The sequence below is a fragment of the Asanoa siamensis genome (assembly GCF_016862555.1).
Taxonomy (GTDB): domain Bacteria; phylum Actinomycetota; class Actinomycetes; order Mycobacteriales; family Micromonosporaceae; genus Asanoa; species Asanoa siamensis.
Genome location: NZ_BONE01000038.1, coordinates 1 through 15,919 on the forward strand (window position 1 = coordinate 1; position 15,919 = coordinate 15,919).

The following is a 15,919-nucleotide window of genomic DNA, read 5'->3' on the forward strand; positions in this document are numbered from 1 at the left end:
CCACCCCGGGACTCGGGGTGGCGGGCCGCCGTGTGGAAAGGGTCAGCCGAACTGGACCCAGTTGAGATTGACGAGGCCGGTCGTCGGGCCGCCGGTGACGCCACCGAAGACCAGGTAGAGCTTGTGTGCCCCCGCCGGCTGGCTGACCGGCACCGAGGTCTCGACGAAGGCGCTGTTGCCCGTCGTCGCGTTCAGTGTCGCCGTGCCGACCACCGGGCCCGTGGGCGAGTCGAACCGGAGCTCGACGGTGGCCCGCGGCGTGCCCGCCGTGGCCGCCGAGCCGCCCGAGTGCCGCAGCGTCACGGTCGAGACGCCGGCCAGGTTGATCGGGTCGAAGGCGATGTTGTCGCCCACGTCGATGCCGTTGACGTGCTGGCCGCCGCCGGTGTCACCGGTGTTCGCGACCGTCACGCCGGTCTGCACCTGCGCGAACTCCGCCTGCTGCCGCGGCGTCTGGATGACCGCCTGCGCCACCGTCGTCAGCGGCGGCTGGCCGCCACCACCGAGGTCGGTGTACGACGCGCTGACCGCACCGAACAGGTAGCCGCCCGCGTGGTCGGCGCCGTCCGCCGGGGACTGCACCGTGCCCGTACACCCGGTGGTCGAGCCGTCCGGGTGGCCGTGGGTGTCGTGGCCGAGCACGAACGTCACGACGACCCGCGAGCAGTCGATCGGCCCGTCCTCGGGATCGGTGACCTCGACCGTGTAGGGAATCGAGTCACCCCAGTTGAACAACGTGCCGGCGATCGGCGTGGTGACGCGAACCGTGGGCGCGGTGTTGCCCACCACGATGACCGTCGTCAGCACACCCGTCTTGCCGCTCGAGTCCGTCACCGTCAGCTTGGCCACATAGGAGCCGTTCTGGGTGTACGTGTACGAGGGGTTCGGGTCCGCCGAGTCGACCGTGCCGTCGTTGGTGAAGTCCCAGGCGTACGAGATGGACTCGCCCGGGTCCGGGTCGTGGGTGCTGGCCGACGAGAACGCGACGGTCAGCGGTGCCTGCCCGGAGGTCGGCGTCGCGCTCACCTTGACGACCGGCGAGCGGGTGCCCTTGACGTAGCGGATGACGGAGAGCTGGGCGTCGGGGTTGGCGTTGAAGAAGCCGTCGCCGTACTCCAGGACGTAGAGCGCGCCGTCCGGCCCGAACTGCATCTCCATCGGGTTGTCGAAGACCGTGCCGGGCAGGAACTGCTCGACGCCGCTCAGGTTGCCCTTGCCGTCCGTCCGCATCATGAACAGCTTGTCGCGGGTGAACTCGCCGAACACCACGGCGTTGTCGAAGTACTCGGGGAACTTCACCTGCGAGTCGCTGTCCGCGTCGTACTTGTAGATCGGGCCGCCGTGCGGACCGACGCCGCCCGTGCCGATCACCGGCCACTTGAAGTCACACGGGATCGGCGGGTTCTGCAGGTACGCGCTGCCGCACGGCGTGCGCGCCTCGTACGTGTACCAGAACTGCGGCTGCTGCACCGCCGGCAGCACGGTCAGGCCCGTGTTGTGCCGCGAGTCGTTGACCGGAGCGCCGCAGTTGAACGGCTCACCGGACGTACGCGTGGCGAAGTCGAAGTCGAAGTACGGCAGGCTCGGCGACACACACAGCGGCCAGCCGTAGTTGCCGGCCTTGTTGGTGCTGAACCACCGACCGGTGCCCTCCGGGCCACGCGCGGGGTTGGAGGCGCGCGAGTCGGGGGAGTAGTCGGCGATGTAGAGCCGCCCGGTCGCGTCGACGTCGAAGCGGAACGGGTTGCGCAGGCCCATCAGGAAGATCTCCGGACGGGTCTTGCCGGTGAGGTCCTGCGCCTCCGGGAACAGGTTGCCGGCCGGCGACGTGTAGGTGCCGTTGGCCTTCACCTTGATCCGCAGCACCTTGCCGCGCAGGTCGTTGGTGTTGGCCGATGAACGCCGCGCGTCGTACCCGGGGCCCTGGGTGGGCTGGTCGTTGATCGGCGTGAAGCCGTCCGAGCCACCGGCGTTGGTGTCGTCACCGGTGATCAGGAACAGGTTGCCCTTGCCGTCGAACTTGACCTGACCCGCCACGTGGCAGCAGATGCCGCGGTCGACGTCGACCCGGATGATCTGCTGCTCCGACGCCAGGTCGAGGTGCGGGGTGGGCGACTCCACCAGCTTGAACCGGGAAAGCTGGTTGTAGCCCTTGAACTTGTCCCACGTCGTCGGGTCGGCGTTGGTCGCCGGCGCGTCACCCTCGTTGACACCCGGGGTGGCCGGGTCGTCGACCGGCGTATTCAATCGCGGCGAGTAGTAGACGTACACCCACTTGTTCGTGGCGAAGTCGGGGTCGATCGCCACCGTCTGCAGGCCGTCCTCGTCGTGCGAGTAGACCTCCATCGTGGTGATCACCGGGCTGGCGTTGGTCTCCGGGTCGTAGAGCCGGATCTGGCCGCCGCGGGTGTTGTGCAGCACCCGGCCGTCGGGCAGCACGGCCAGCGACATCGGCTCGCCGGGCTCGTCGTTGAGGGTGACCTTCTCGTAGTTGGCCAGTACGGTCGCGCCGCAGTCGCCCTCGACCACGCCGGAGGCCCACTGGATGCCGCCGAGCAGGTGCTTCCTGTAGGCCGCGGCCCGGTAGGTCTCGATGGAGTGCCCGAGTCCGGTGTAGAACGACCGGCCGCCCTGGTAGTCCTTGCACCAGCTCACCGGGTGGTCGAAGCCCATGGTGGCGCCGGTGATGCTGGCCGGGTCGACCGTGGCGAGCACGTGCGACTGCCCGCGGACGTTGGCGGTGAAGTTGTACCACTCCTCGGTCAGAGTCAGGTTCGCCGGCACGGTCTCGGTCGCCGGGTGGACCCGGTCGGCGACGTTCACGTTGCCCGCCTCGACGCCGGTCGCGCCGGCGACCTTCGCGCCGACCAGGGTCTGGTAGAACGCCCAGTCCGGCTCGGTCTCCGCGGCCGCGTGGACGCCGACGTAGCCGCCGCCGGCCTTGATGTATCCCTCGAACGCGGCCTGCTGGGTCGGGTTGAGGATGTCGCCGGTGGTGTTGAGGAACACGACGGCGCGGAACTTCGCCAGGTTCTCCGCGGTGAAGTCGGCCGCGTTCTGGCTGGCGGTGACGGTGAAACCGTTGTCCTGCGCCAGCGCGCGGATGGTGGCGACGCCGTCCTGGATGGACGGCCGGCGGACGCCGGCGGTCTTGGTGAAGACGAGGACCTTGTAGTTCTTCGGGGCGCGCGCCTGCGAGCGCAGGGCCGGTGGCCCGTTCTCGGCCGCGACGAGCGCCTCCGGCTCCGCGGTGCGGGAGCTGCCCGCCGCGGGATCGGTGGCTCGGGGATCCGCCTGGGCACTGGCCGGAGCCAGCACCAGCGGTATCCCCACGGTCGCCGCGGCCAGCACGGCCAGCCGGCGACGAAGGGTGGTTGGCATTCGTTCCTCCGGGGTGGTGGGGTTATCGCCTCGGAGGCCGGGCGCGCGCCGCCGCGCCCGGCCGGTGTCCCGAGTGGGACCGGACCTCAGTGCCCGCGCTTGTAGATGGTCAGCTCGGACATGTTCTGGTAGGACAGTGCCGCGAAGTCCAGCGACTGGCCGGGGTTGGTCGCGCCGCCGGGAGCGGTGTCCTGCTCCCAGTTGGCGTGCCGCTCGTTGGCGTCGCCGATGGTCTCGAAGAACTGCTGGAAGTTGATGTCACCCTCGCCGAGCGGGGTCATCTCGTAGCCGTTGGCCAGCGCGCTGTTGCGGTTGCCGTCCTTGGCGTGGAACAGCGGGAACCGGTCGCCGCGGGCGGCCACGTTGAGGATCGGGTCGAACAGGTCGGTGCGCTCGAAGCCGCGCTTGTCGATGTACTTCTGGTGCTTGAAGCGCGCCACGTACGCCCAGTAGATGTCCAGCTCGAAGAACACGTACTTCGGGTCGGCCTTGCCGAAGAAGTACTCCAGCCGGCGGATGCCGGAGGAGCGGGTCGGCCGGCCGTTGGCGTCGAACGGGCCCTCGTCGAGCAGGAACGAGTACGCCGCGTCGTGGTTGTGCGTGTAGAGCTTCATGCCGCGCTTGCGGGCCTGCCGGCCGAGCTCGTTCCAGAGGTCGGCGGCCGCGTCCCAGTCCGACGCGTAGCTGGAGTTCGTCGGGTCGGAACCGGTGCCGATGTGCTTCATGCCCAACGTCTGGGCGATGTCCATCTGCTGGGTGAAGGTGGTCGCGTTGATCGACGCGTGGGTGCCGTTGGCCACCAGGCCGTTGTCGTCGAGGATCTTGCGGATCTCCTCGGGCGTGATCTGCCGGCCCAGGATCGAGGTGTGCTGGTTGTAGCCGGCGAACTCGACCTCCTTGTAACCGAGCTCGGCGATCCGGGCCAGCACCCGCTCGAAGCCGTACGGGACGCCGCTGTCGTCCGGAGCGGCCGAGATCCGGTCGCGCACCGAGTAGAGGATGATGCCGCGCCGCTTCTCGGGGATCAGCTCCTCGGCCCGCAGCCCGCGGGTGCCGATGGCGGGCGTGCTGGTCGACAGCACCGGGAGCCCGGCGGCACCGAGCGCGGCGCCCGCCGCGGCCGAGGCCTTCAGGATGTTGCGCCGGGTGAGCCGGCGGCGCTCGGCGGGATCCATCGGCATAGCTGGGGTTTCGGTCATCGTCGTCCGTCCTCTCGGCGGCTGGGCAGCCGCCAGCAGCGCGACGGCGAGGGTGAGCCGTCGCGAAGGGATGAGCGTGAATCGATTCAGGCGCCGCCGATGCGCCCAGGTGCGTGGTCAGGTCCGACAGAGGCAGAACAGGCCGCGGTGCCACGCGCGGCGGGCGACCGGTCCTGGGATGACCGGGCGTCCCGTGGTGTGTCCTGTGTGTTACGAAGGATAGGGAGACGATAATGTCAGGGGCGCCCAAAAAGATAGATGGTTGCTAACGAAAGTTCTTAGAAGATCGTCGTAACTTTTGCACGATCATCAGAAAGTCCGTCTGGGCTACCAACTGTGCAGCGTGCCGTCCTCGAGCCGGTTGACGGGCAGGGCGGCCGGCCGGTATGGATACCGCGCCGCGAGCTCCTCGTCGATGTCGACACCGAGGCCGGGCTCCTCCGCGGGGTGCAGGTAGCCGTCCGCGAAGTGGTAGCCGTGCGGGAACACCGCGTCGGTCTCCGCCGTGTGTCGCATGTACTCCTGGAGCCCGAAGTTGGGGATCGAGATGTCCAGGTGCAGCGCCGCGGACATGCACACCGGCGACAGGTCGGTGGCGCCGTGCGAGCCGCTGCGCACCTGGTAGAGGGCGGCCAGGTCGAAGATCCGGCGCAGGTGCGTGAGGCCGCCCGCGTGCACCACGGTCGCGCGGATGTAGTCGACGAGCTGCTCGGTGATGAGCTGCTGGCAGTCCCAGATGCCGCTGAAGATCTCGCCGATCGCGATGGGTGTCGTCGTGTGCCGCCGGATCAGCCGCAGGCCCTCCTGCAGCTCGGCGGGGGTCGGGTCCTCGATCCAGGTCAGCGCGTACGGCTCGAGGCTCTTGCCCAGGCGGCCCGCCTCGATCGGGGTGAGCCGGTGGTGCACGTCGTGCAGCAGCCGCAGCGCCGGGCCGAACTCGTCGCGCACCCGGGCGAACACCGACGGCGTGTGGGCGAGGTAGCGCTCGGTCGACCAGACGTTCTCGCTCGGCACCGCGGCGTCGGCCGGCTCGTAGAACATCTTGTCGCCGCTGACGCCGTACGTGCTGGCCAGCCCCGGCACGCCGGTCTGCACCCGGACGGCCTTGTAGCCCAGGTCGACGTAGCGGGCCACCTCGACCAGCACCTCGTCGACGGTCTCCGCGTTGGCGTGCCCGTACACGGTGACGCCCTCCCGGCTGCGACCGCCGAGCAGCTGGTAGACCGGCATGCCGGCGGCCTTGCCCTTGATGTCCCAGAGCGCCGTGTCCACCGCCGCGATCGCGGTCATCGTCACCGGGCCGCGCCGCCAGTAGGCACCCTTGTAGAGGTACTGCCAGGTGTCCTCGATGCGGCTCGCGTCGCGGCCGATCAGCGTCGGCACCACGTGGTCGCGCAGATAGCTCGCCACCGCGAGCTCGCGGCCGTTGAGCGTCGCGTCGCCGACACCGGTCAGGCCGTCGTCCGTCACGACTTTGAGGGTGACGAAGTTGCGACCGGGGCAGGTGACGATCACCCGCGCGTCGACGATCTTCACGGCTGCCTCCGTCGGCGATTCGTTCAGCGTCCTCCGCCGTCGCGAGGCTGTCGCCTCACGACGCCGTGCGGTCACCCGCGAGCGTGCGCAGGTAGGCGAGGTTGTCCCGGGTGCGCTCCGCCAACGGTAGCGCCGTCGAGAAGTCTTCCACGGTCAGCCAGCCGTCGTAACCGACCTCCCGCAGCGTCCGCAGGTAGGCGCCGATGTCGGCCTGGCCCTCGCGGAGCGGCGCCCAGTCCGCGGCCCACGCGGTCGACCCGTCCGGCCTCTTACCCACCACCTGCCAGGCCACGTTCTTCACGTGTACGTGGGCGAGGTACGGCCCGAGCATCTCGAAGGCCGCCCGGTGGTCCTCGTGGCCCTCGTAGATGAGGTTGCCGACGTCGTGGATGACGGCGACGCGGGCCGGGTCGAGCCCGTCGACCAGCCGAAGCGCGGACGACGCCGAGGCGGCGATGGTGCCGTGGTGCAGCTCGACCAGGGCGGTGACGCCGTGTGCGGTCGCCCGCTGCGCGACCCAGGCCAGGTCATCGCGGGTTTTCTCGAACAGCTCCGGGTACGGCGCGGTGCCCAGCTTCGGCATCGTGACCCGGACGCGGCCGGCTCGCAGGGTCGCCGTCGCGGCGAGCACGCGCTCGACGTCCTCGCGCGCGCTGCTGGGGACGTAGGCGCCGATGCCCGAGTAGTCGAGGCCCGCGGCGCGGGTGATCCGGTCGATCTCGGGCAGGCTCTCCTCCAGTCCGTTCAACGGCCAGGTGGCGCGATTGCCGGCCCAGAAGCCGGGCTCGGCCGCGTCGGCCTGGTCGGTGACCCGCCACTCGACGCCGTCCCAGCCCTGCGCGGCCAGCTCCCGGGCCGCCTCCGCCGGCGTCCACTGTGGTGTCGAAGCGGTGAACACCGAGAACCTCACTGGGCCACCTCCGCCAGGTCGTCGTGGTTGCCGGCCAGCACGTCGTCGAGCGTCACCGGGCGGCCCAGTGCCGCGGACGCGTACACCGCGTGCACGACGGCGACCGCGAGCAGCCCGTCGCGCAGTCCGACGCCAGGTCGCCGCCCCCCGTCGATGGCGGCGACCACGTCCGCGTACTGGCGCAGGTGGCCCAGCACGAAGCTGTCCTCGGGTTTCGGGGCGCCGCGCAGCTCACTCACGGGGACCGCGTCGGCGGCCCGCTCGACCGGGCGCGGGCCGGCGGTCGCCTGCAGGAACTCGAGCTGGTCGTCGTGGATGACCGCCGAGCCGGCCGTGCCGTGGAGCTGGAGCCGGACCCCGATGCCGGGATGGGCCGCGGTGGTGGCGTGCAGGGTGGCCAGCGCGCCGTCCGCGAACCGCAACGTGGCCGCGGCGACGTCCTCGACCTCGATGTCGTCGTGGGCCAGGCGGGCCGTGACGGCCGAGACCTCGACCGGTGCGCCGAGGAGCCAGACCAGCAGATCGACGGTGTGTACGCCCTGGTTCATCAGCGCCCCGCCGCCGTCGAGCTGCCAGGTGCCACGCCACGCGGCCGAGTCGTAGTAGGACTGTGCGCGCCACCACGGGACAGTGGCGACCGCGGAGGTGAGCCGGCCCAGGCCGCCGCCGTGCGCGGCCGCGGCGACCGCGACGCTGGCCGGGTCGAAGCGGTGCTGGCTGACGACCGAGGCGACCAGGCCGCCGGCGGTGAACTCGCCTTCCCGGTCGGCGAGACGGCGGGCGGTCCGCGGGTTCACGTCCAGTGGCTTCTCGACCAGCACGTGGGCGCCCGCTTCCAGGGCCTGCTCGGCGAGGGCGGCGTGGGTGCCGGTGGGGGAGCAGACGGTGACGAGACCACCGGGCGTGACGGCCTCGGCCAGGGTGGCGAAGCGTTCCGGGTCACCTGTGCGGCCGGCCAGCGCTTCCCGGGCGGCCTCGTCCGGGTCGACGATCGCGGCGAGCCGCAGCCGCGGGTGGCGGAGCACGGCGTCGGCGTGGACCTCGCCGATGATGCCGGCTCCGACCACGGTGACGGGGATGTCGGTCATCGGGTCTGCACTCCGATCTCGTGGGTGAGCGCGGCGAACGCGCGTGCGGCCCGGCCGAACGCGGCGGGGCCGGAGAAGCCGCCGGTCGCGGTCTGCAGCGCGAGGTGCGGTTCGAGGGACGCGAAGCCGGTGTATCCGTCGTCGCGCAGGGCGGTGAGGGTCTCCTTCAGCTCGCCGTCGCCGTCGCCGGCCGGGACGACCACCCCGGTCGCGGCGATCGCGTCCTTGACCTGGAGATATTCGAGGTACGGGCGGAGCTGGGCGTAGCCGTCGGTGAAGGGCCGGACGCCGACCTGGACGAAGTTCGCGTTGTCCCAGGCGACCCGCAGCGCGGGCGAGCCGACCGACTCGACGATGTCCCGTACCCGCTCGGGTGTGTCGCCGTAGATCTCCTTCTCGTTCTCGTGGACGAGCACGACGCCCGCGGCCTCGGCGGTGGTGGCCCAGTCCCGCATCCGGCTCAGCACCTCGTCCCTCGTCTGCTCGGGCGGCACGCCCGGCGGCCGGTAGAAGGAGAACAGCCGGATGTAGCGGCAGTCGAGGCGGTGGGCGGCGGCGATCGCGCGGCGCAGGCGGTCGCGCTCGCCCTCGGGGTCGTCGGTGATGCTCACCTTGCCGATCGGTGAGGCGATCGCGGAGACCGCCATGTCGCGCTCCTCCAGGATTTTTTTGATCTTGGTGAGCTGCTCGTCGTCGAGGTCGACCACGTTGACGTTCCAGGCGCTGCGCAGCTCGAGATGCCGGGCGCCCAGCGCGGACAGCACCGCGAGCTGCACCACCGGGTCCGCGTCGATCTCGTCGCCGAAGCCGGACAGGGTCCACACCGTCACCGCACGCCTCCCGTGGTCAGGCCCGCCACCAGGTACCTCTGGAAGACAAGGTAGAGCGCGACGACCGGCACGGCGCAGACCAACGCGGCCGCCATGAGCTGCCCGTACACCGGAAGTGCCCCGCCCTCCTGGCTGGCGCCGAAGATCTGCAGCTCGACCGCCGCGGTGCGGGTGTCGGGGTTGGTCAGCACCGAGGCGAAGAGCACGTCGTTCCAGCCGAGCAGGAAGGCGAAGACGCCGCTGACCACGAGGCCGGGCCAGCTCAGCGGGGCGATGACCCGGGTGAGGACGCGCCACGGGCTCGCGCCGTCGACGCGGGCGGCCTCGTCGAGCTCCGGCGGGAGCTCGCGCAGGTAGGTGACCATCACCCAGGTGGAGAACGGCAGGGCGAAGGTGAGGTACGTGACGAGCACGGCCCAGCGGGTGCCGATGATGGTGACCCCGAGGGCGGTGGCGGCGCCGGCGAAGAGCACGAACACGGGCAGGAGCAGCAGCGTGCCGGGGATGCTCTGCAGCGCGAGGAGCGAGCGGAGCACCGCGATCCGGCCGCGGAAGGCATAGCGGACGAGGACGTACGCGGAGAGCAGCGCGACGAAGGCGCTGACGACCGCCACGGCGCCGGCGACCAGGAGGCTGTTGACGAGGCCGCGGCCGAGGTTGGTCGTCGACCAGATGCGGGCGTAGTTGTCGATGTGGAAGCCGTCGGGCCAGAGGGCGCCGCGGGCGACCGCGAGGTCGGAGCTGACGCTCGCGATGGCCATGTAGGCGAGCGGGCCGAGGACGATCAGCAGGAGGACGGCGAGGATGGCGTTTCTGACGCCGGTGGGCAGCAGGCGGGCGACGTCCTCGCTTCTCATTTCTGGCCTCTTTCCGTGTCGAGCCGCACCGCTCGCAGGTAGACCGCCATCGGAATCGCCACCAGGATCAGCGAGACCACGGCCATGGCGACGCTGAGGCCGAACTCGAAGTTCTGGAAGCTCTCCACATAGGTCAGCACGGGCAGGACCTCCACGTCGTACGGGCTGGGCACGCCGAACAGGACGAACGGGAGCGTGAAGCTGTTGACGTTGTGCAGGAAGGAGATGACGAGGCCGAGCGAGACCGGGCCGCGGAGCTGGGGGAGCACCACGTGGCGCAGCTTGGCCCAGTGGCCGGCCCCGTCGAGGGCGGCGGCCTCGTGGACGGTGGTGTCCATCGACTGCAGGCCGGCGGCGGCGAGGAGATAGACCAGTGGCCAGCCGGCCCAGAGCTGGACGATGACGAGGGCCCAGAAGCTGCGCGGGCCGTTGAGCCAGAGGCCTTCGGTGCCGAGGAGCCGGTTGGCGATGCCGTCGGGCTGCAGGATGATCCGCCAGGTGCTGCCGACCACGAAGGCGGGCAGCACGTACGGGATCAGCAGCGCCGAGCGGACCAGCCCGCGGCCCTTGAAGCGGTCCTGGGTGGCGACGGCGGCGGCGAGGCCGAGCGGGAGGCAGCCGAGGGTGACCAGGGCCGAGTAGCCGAGGCTGATGGTGATCGCGTGCGGCAGGTGCGAGTCACGGACCGCCTCGACGTAGTTCTCGAACCCGATGAACTCGGCGCCGACCCACTCACGGATCGAGTACTGGTCGAGGTCGAGCAGGGAGATGTAGAGGGCGAGGGCCAGCGGGACGACGATGACGACGAGGGTGAGCAGACCGCCCGGCAGGAACATCCAGAGTGGACGCCCCTGCCTGGTCGCGCTGGTGTGCTTTCTCATTTGGCCTTGTCGAGCGCTTCCTGCGCGGTGGTCTGGGCCTGACCGAGCAGGCCGCTCAGCTTGGCGTCGTCGACCCTGCCGGCGGACAGGTCGGGGATCGACTGGACGACCACGTTGGTCAGGGCGAGCTGCACCTGGCCCCAGCCGCCGGTGAACGGGGTGTTGACCGACTTGCCGGCCGACTCGACAATCGCGGCCAGCGCCGGGTCCGCGCCGAGCGCGGTGGCGGCCGCCTGGTTGGTCGGCAGCTCGCCGAAGGTCTTGTAGTAGCTCGTCTGCATCTCCTCGCCGGTGAGCAGCTTGACGAGGGCGAGGCTGAGATCCTTGTGCTTGCTGTACTTCGCGACGACGACGTTGTCGCCGGAGAGGATGCTGGTCGCGGCCACGCCGCCGCCGGGGAGGCTGGTCGCGCCCGGCGGGATCGTGGGCATCACGGCGTACGCGTATTTGCCAGCCACTGTGGACTTGTCGAGGGTGACCTTCGAGCTGGCCGAGACCATCGGGAGGAAGGCCGCCTTGCCCGCACCGAACGCGGCGATGGCCTGGGCGTTCTTCCAGCCGACCGCGGCCGGGTCGACCACCTTGTCGGTGGCCAGCCAGCCCAGGTAGGACTCGTAGGCCCGCTTGGTGTCGGGGCCGTCGAGCGCCGCCTTGCCGTCCTTGACCACCGGGGCGCCGGCCTGGATCGTCATGGCCCAGATGAACTTCCACGGGTCGAAGCCGTCGGCGTAGCCGATCGCCAGGCCGTACGCGCCGTCCTTGGTCAGTTGCTTCGCCTGGTCGCGTAGGCCGTCCCAGCTGTCGGCGGGCTTGTCGATCCCGGCCGCGGCCAGCATCTCCTTGTTGTAGGCCATGACGAACGGGCGGCTGGCGAACGGGACGCCGACCTCGTGGTCTTTGTCGGGGCCGGAGATGCCGAGGGTGGCGGGCAGGAAGCGGTCGCGGCCGCCGACCTTGTCCCAGTCCTCTTTTTTCAGTTCGACGAACGCGCCGGTCGCGTACGCGGTGGGGGTGAAGGTCGTGCCCAGCGCGTACACGTCGGGCCCTTGACCGGAGACCACGGAGGTCTGGATCTTGGTGAGCTCGTCGTTGGCGGACGCGAAGGTCTCGAAGCGGACCGTGGCGCCGGTCTCCTGCTTGAACTTCGCGGAGACCTCGTCGAACCACTGCCGCTGCTGCTCGGGATAGATGTTGTTGACGCCCATGAGCATGGTGAGGGTGACGCCGGAGTTGTCGCCGGCGGCGCCGCCGCTGTCGTCGGATCCGCAGGCCGTCAACGCGGTGCCCAGCACGATCGCGCCGGCCAGCGCGACGAGTTTCCGTCTGTCCATGAGGTGCTCCTCGGGGCGGCGAGGGAGTGGGAATGGTCGATGGGTCGTGTGGTGGCCGACGCTAGTCATCCGGGTTCGGTGGTGACAACCGTTTGCCAAGTGTTGCCATCGATGGTTTGCTGCGTTTCGTGGAGGGCGACGCGCGGAAGCGGCCGGTCACGATCGCGGACATCGCCGCGGCTACGGGCGTGGCGGTCTCGACGGTGTCCCGGGCGCTCTCCCGTCCTTCGCGTGTCAGCGCGGCGACCCGCGAGCGGATCCAGGCGGCGGCGCGGGACCTCGACTACGTGCCGCACCCACCGGCCCGCGCGCTGGCCTCGGGCCGCACGGGGACGGTCGCGCTGGTCGTCTCGGACGTCACGAACCCGTTCTACTTCGGCATGATCCGCGGCACGCAACAACAGCTGAAGGCGGCCGGGTACGCGCACCTGCTGATCGACACGGAGGACTCGGCCGACCACGAGATCGCGATGCTGCACACGATGCGCCGCTCGCTCGACGGCGCGATCCTGGGCGCGTCCCGCCTGCCGGCCCGCGCCCTGGTCGCGTTGGCGGCGGAGATCCCGCTGGTCACGGTGAACCGCAACGTCCGGGGGGTGCCCAGCGTCGTGATCGACACTCCGGCGGGCATCGCGCAGGCGGTCGAGCACCTGGTGTCGCTGGGGCACCGGTCGATCGTCTACGTCTCGGGCCCGACCCAGTCGTGGTCGAACCAGGCACGCTGGCAGGCGATGAAGGCGGCGCTGGACCGCCACCACCTGCCGGCGGCCCGGGTGGGCCCGTTCCCGTCGGGCCGGGGTTCGGGGGTAGCCGCCGCGGACGCGGTGGTGAACACGGGCGCGACGGCGTGCGTGGCGTTCAACGACCTGTTCGCCCTGGGCATGCTGGTCCGCCTCCGCGAACGCGGCGTCGCGGTGCCGGCGGACCTGAGCGTGGTGGGCTGCGACGACATCTTCGGGGCGGACTTCAGCAACCCGCCGCTGACCACGTTGACGGCCCCGATCGAACAGGCGGGCAGGATGGCGGTCTCGCTGCTGGTGTCGCGCCTGGACCACCGAGCCCCCCAACCCCAACGCCGCGCGGTCGTCCTCCCGACCTACCTGACGGTCCGCGAATCAACGGGCCCACGCCCGTAGACCCGCGCGGGCGGAGCCCGGTCGTCCGGCCTAGGTAGCAGTCGGTGCGCCGGGCGGTTGTCTTGGCGTGCCGGGCGGTTCGCGGGTCGCGCGGCACGCGGCCGTGGGTCTGGGTCGGTCGGGCCGGGCCGTGTTGCCTGATCCGGTTGGGGTGCGGCGCTGCGGTTGTCTACCTGGCGTGTCTGGCGGTTCGCGGGTCGCGCAGCTCGCGACCGTGGTTCTGGCGGGGCGGGCCGTGTTGCCTGATCCGTTTAGCGGCGGTGCGGCGGTGCGGCCGCGCGTTTGTCCGCCTGACGTGCCTGGTGGTTCGCGGGTCGCCCGGCTCGCGGCTGTCGGTCAGTGCGGGCCGTGCGGCGTTGCCTGATCCGGTTGGGTGGGGTGGTGCGGCGGCGCGGTTGTCTTCCCGACGTGCCCGACGGCCGCGTGTCGGGTGCGGCGCGACGGTAGGTCTGCGTGCGCCGGCGTTCCCGGATCGGAGCCGTGCCGACCGGTCGTGCGCCCGGAGGGCGTCGCGCCGCCCGGGACGCTAGGCGGGTCACCAGACTGACTGCTCGGGTGGGGGCGCGAGGTGTGGCTGGCGTAGGAAGAGCGTGGTCCCGTGGACCGCGACGATCGGCCCGGAGGCCAGCCCGGCCACGACCGTTGGCACGCCGGCGCAGCCCAGGTCCTCGCGTGTCCATTCGCCGGACGGCCGGGTGACCAGCCAGGCCGAGGCGCACTCGCGGTTGTCGCCGGTGTTCCGGCCCTCGCCGCTGCCGGCGACCGCGAGCATCTCGCCGCCGGGCAGGGACGTGGCGGCCCGGATCATCCGTACGCCGGCGGTCGCGGCGGTGTCATCCCGCTGCCAGGTCCGCCCGTCCGTCGAGGTGAGCACGAGGGCCGGGGCGCGGACGTCGCCGCTGGTGCCCCCGAGGGCGAAGAACCTGCGGCCGTCGTTGAGCAGCACCCGCACCTGGGGCGCTCCGTCGAGGCCGGGGACCGGGTGGGGCCGCCAGGATCGGCCGTCGTCGGTCGACACCCAGGCGGTCACCTGGGAGGTGGCGTTCGGCCCGGTGCTCGTGCCGATCGCGACAAGCGGCGCGGCCGGCGCTTCCGCGACGGCCGTGACGTGGGTTTCGGTTGCTCCCGGAGGCGGTGGCAGCACGACGGTGCGCCAGGACTTGCCGTCGGTCGACAGCCAGGCCACGGCCCGCCCGTCACGCTGACCGACCGCGACGTAGCCAGGCCCCGCGATCGTCAACGGAACCGGGCCGCCGCCATCGCCCGGGCCGGGCCCGGCACCGGGCGCGATCCCGGCCACCTGCCGCCAGTCCTCGGGCGTGCCGTGCCTGTTGCCGAGCACATGGTGCCCGGTGACGGCCAGGTAGGCGCCCTCGTACTCGGACCCGACCGCCAGGACGGCATCGTCTCCGGCGCCGGCCGGCTCGACCACGCCGATGGTGGTGCAGGCGCCCGAGGCGAACCAGTATCCGCCGGACAGCCCGCCGGCGCCGAACCCGGTGAAACAGCCGGCGGAGTTGGGCAACAGCACCCGCGGCCCGCCCGTCCGCCGATCGTCGACCGCGAACGCCTCCCGGGCGACCCGCCACGGCCCGACCTGCTCGGTCCGCTGATCGGTCCACCGGGCCGGCGCACCGCCATCGTGCGCGCGCACCGCCACCGCACCGACCGCGAGCACACACACCACCAGCGCGGCTCCTACCAGTACCCCCGTTGATCTTCGCACGACCGCCAGCCTGCCACGCGGTCACCGACCCGGGCATAGGCCCTCGTACCTATCCGCGGCGCGCCGACGACGACCACCACCCCGCCACCGGACCGTGCGTCCGCGGCTCGAACCGTCAGCCGAAAGCGATGCGAGCCGAGCAGCCGCTTCGGTCGAGCCGCGGCCCAAGGGGCGGCCCTGCCAGCTCGCCATGCGGCGACGGCGATGCAATGCCTCCTTCCGCCCCGGCCGCGATGCTGAGGCAATGTGAGTTACCTGCACACCTCCCCACGCAAGGGCGAGCCGCTGCTTCGGTCGAGGCGCGGTCTAGGGGGCGTCTCGGCCCTGCCAGGTCGTGATGCAGGCTTCGTTGTCTTCCGGGTCCGCCAGAACCCAGAAGGCGGGCGCGCTGTCCGCGGAGACGAGGCGCCCGCCCGCGGCCAGGGTTGCGGCGATGCGGGTTGGAGCTTCGTCGTGGGGGACCGAGATGTCCAGGTGGATGCGGTTGCGTTGTGGGCGTGGCGCGTCCATCTGTTGGAACCAGATCGCCGGGCCCTGCCCGGCCGGGTCGACGACCGCGTCCGTCGGGCCGGCGCCCGGCTCGTCGGTGTAGCCGAGCACCGTCTTCCAGAACGGCCGGACCGCCGGAATGTCGAGCGCGTCGATCGCGATCTCCAGCAGCTGCACCGATCGGGCGCCCGCGGCGCCGACCTCGGGGTCGGTCCGGAAGCCCGCCGCCTCGACGGCGATGCTGATCCGGGCCGCCAGATCGGCGTCCCGGGCCGTCACCGCGGCGCGGTCGAGCGTTTGCAGGCTCAGGGATAGTCGCCCCGCGCGTAGGTCAAGGCCCAGGTGACCGTCGGCGTCGTCGCCGCAGGCCGCGACGACCTGCCCGGCGAGCGCCGCCGCCCGGGACAGCGACCCGACCCGTACGGATGTGCACAGCGTGCCCAGCACGAAGCGCCAGCCGAGGTCGTTGACCGCGTCCGAGGCCTGCTGGCGGGTGAGCTTCCGGTCCATGACGGCATCCTCGCAGCCACCACCGACACTTTTCACACGGCGCCG

General features: G+C 71.3%; 12 protein-coding genes. 1 reads left to right on the plus strand and 11 read right to left on the minus strand.

Features of this window, described 5'->3' with window-relative positions; genetic code table 11:
• Positions 1–42 precede the first annotated feature (42 nt).
• From Asi02nite_RS22710 to Asi02nite_RS22750, 9 genes are all read right to left on the minus strand, one after another.
• Positions 43–3,381, minus strand: a complete 3,339-nt coding sequence (locus Asi02nite_RS22710) for a ThuA domain-containing protein (RefSeq protein ID WP_203715908.1) — start codon at positions 3,379–3,381, stop codon at positions 43–45.
• A gap of 86 nt (positions 3,382–3,467) precedes the next feature.
• On the minus strand, positions 3,468–4,580 hold the full coding sequence (locus tag Asi02nite_RS22715) for a sugar phosphate isomerase/epimerase family protein (RefSeq protein ID WP_239126950.1): 1,113 nt from the start codon (positions 4,578–4,580) through the stop codon (positions 3,468–3,470).
• A gap of 327 nt (positions 4,581–4,907) precedes the next feature.
• The gene (gene manD / locus Asi02nite_RS22720; protein ID WP_203715909.1) at positions 4,908–6,116 is read right to left on the minus strand and encodes a D-mannonate dehydratase ManD; all 1,209 of its coding nucleotides are present in this window, start codon (positions 6,114–6,116) and stop codon (positions 4,908–4,910) included.
• Positions 6,117–6,171: 55 nt separating this feature from the next.
• The gene (locus Asi02nite_RS22725; protein ID WP_203715910.1) at positions 6,172–7,026 is read right to left on the minus strand and encodes a sugar phosphate isomerase/epimerase family protein; all 855 of its coding nucleotides are present in this window, start codon (positions 7,024–7,026) and stop codon (positions 6,172–6,174) included.
• Positions 7,023–8,114, minus strand: a complete 1,092-nt coding sequence (locus Asi02nite_RS22730) for a Gfo/Idh/MocA family protein (protein WP_203715911.1) — start codon at positions 8,112–8,114, stop codon at positions 7,023–7,025. The genes Asi02nite_RS22725 and Asi02nite_RS22730 overlap by 4 nt, the downstream gene beginning before the upstream one ends.
• A complete protein-coding gene (locus tag Asi02nite_RS22735; RefSeq protein ID WP_239126951.1) occupies positions 8,111–8,944 on the minus strand; it encodes a sugar phosphate isomerase/epimerase family protein in 834 nt (277 codons plus the stop codon). The genes Asi02nite_RS22730 and Asi02nite_RS22735 overlap by 4 nt, the downstream gene beginning before the upstream one ends.
• On the minus strand, positions 8,941–9,801 hold the full coding sequence (locus Asi02nite_RS22740) for a carbohydrate ABC transporter permease (RefSeq protein ID WP_203715912.1): 861 nt from the start codon (positions 9,799–9,801) through the stop codon (positions 8,941–8,943). Before Asi02nite_RS22740 ends, Asi02nite_RS22735 begins: the two co-directional genes overlap by 4 nt.
• Entirely contained in the window at positions 9,798–10,682 is an 885-nt protein-coding gene (locus Asi02nite_RS22745) for a carbohydrate ABC transporter permease (RefSeq protein WP_203715913.1), read from the minus strand. Before Asi02nite_RS22745 ends, Asi02nite_RS22740 begins: the two co-directional genes overlap by 4 nt.
• Positions 10,679–12,013, minus strand: a complete 1,335-nt coding sequence (locus Asi02nite_RS22750; RefSeq protein ID WP_203715914.1) for a sugar ABC transporter substrate-binding protein — start codon at positions 12,011–12,013, stop codon at positions 10,679–10,681. The genes Asi02nite_RS22745 and Asi02nite_RS22750 overlap by 4 nt, the downstream gene beginning before the upstream one ends.
• Positions 12,014–12,129: 116 nt before the next feature.
• Between Asi02nite_RS22750 and Asi02nite_RS22755 the strand changes: the two genes are divergently transcribed.
• Positions 12,130–13,149, plus strand: coding sequence for a LacI family DNA-binding transcriptional regulator (locus Asi02nite_RS22755; protein WP_203715915.1), 1,020 nt, complete (start codon positions 12,130–12,132; stop codon positions 13,147–13,149).
• A gap of 535 nt (positions 13,150–13,684) precedes the next feature.
• On the opposite strand, the gene Asi02nite_RS22760 is transcribed toward Asi02nite_RS22755, so the two are convergent.
• On the minus strand, positions 13,685–14,875 hold the full coding sequence (locus Asi02nite_RS22760; protein WP_203715916.1) for a beta propeller repeat protein: 1,191 nt from the start codon (positions 14,873–14,875) through the stop codon (positions 13,685–13,687).
• A 306-nt stretch (positions 14,876–15,181) separates the two neighbouring features.
• Entirely contained in the window at positions 15,182–15,874 is a 693-nt protein-coding gene (locus Asi02nite_RS22765) for a 4a-hydroxytetrahydrobiopterin dehydratase family protein (protein ID WP_203715917.1), read from the minus strand.
• Between the last annotated feature and the right edge of the window lie 45 nt (positions 15,875–15,919).

Bases quoted from the DNA above. Each gene is read 5' to 3' on its own strand.
- Asi02nite_RS22710 (WP_203715908.1), bottom strand. From the start codon at position 3,381: ATGCCAACCACCCTTCGTCGCCGGCTGGCCGTGCTGGCCGCGGCGACC.
- Asi02nite_RS22715 (WP_239126950.1), bottom strand. From the start codon at position 4,580: ATGACCGAAACCCCAGCTATGCCGATGGATCCCGCCGAGCGCCGCCGG.
- Asi02nite_RS22730 (WP_203715911.1), bottom strand. From the start codon at position 8,114: ATGACCGACATCCCCGTCACCGTGGTCGGAGCCGGCATCATCGGCGAG.
- Asi02nite_RS22740 (WP_203715912.1), bottom strand. From the start codon at position 9,801: ATGAGAAGCGAGGACGTCGCCCGCCTGCTGCCCACCGGCGTCAGAAAC.
- Asi02nite_RS22745 (WP_203715913.1), bottom strand. From the start codon at position 10,682: ATGAGAAAGCACACCAGCGCGACCAGGCAGGGGCGTCCACTCTGGATG.
- Asi02nite_RS22750 (WP_203715914.1), bottom strand. From the start codon at position 12,013: ATGGACAGACGGAAACTCGTCGCGCTGGCCGGCGCGATCGTGCTGGGC.
- Asi02nite_RS22765 (WP_203715917.1), bottom strand. From the start codon at position 15,874: ATGGACCGGAAGCTCACCCGCCAGCAGGCCTCGGACGCGGTCAACGAC.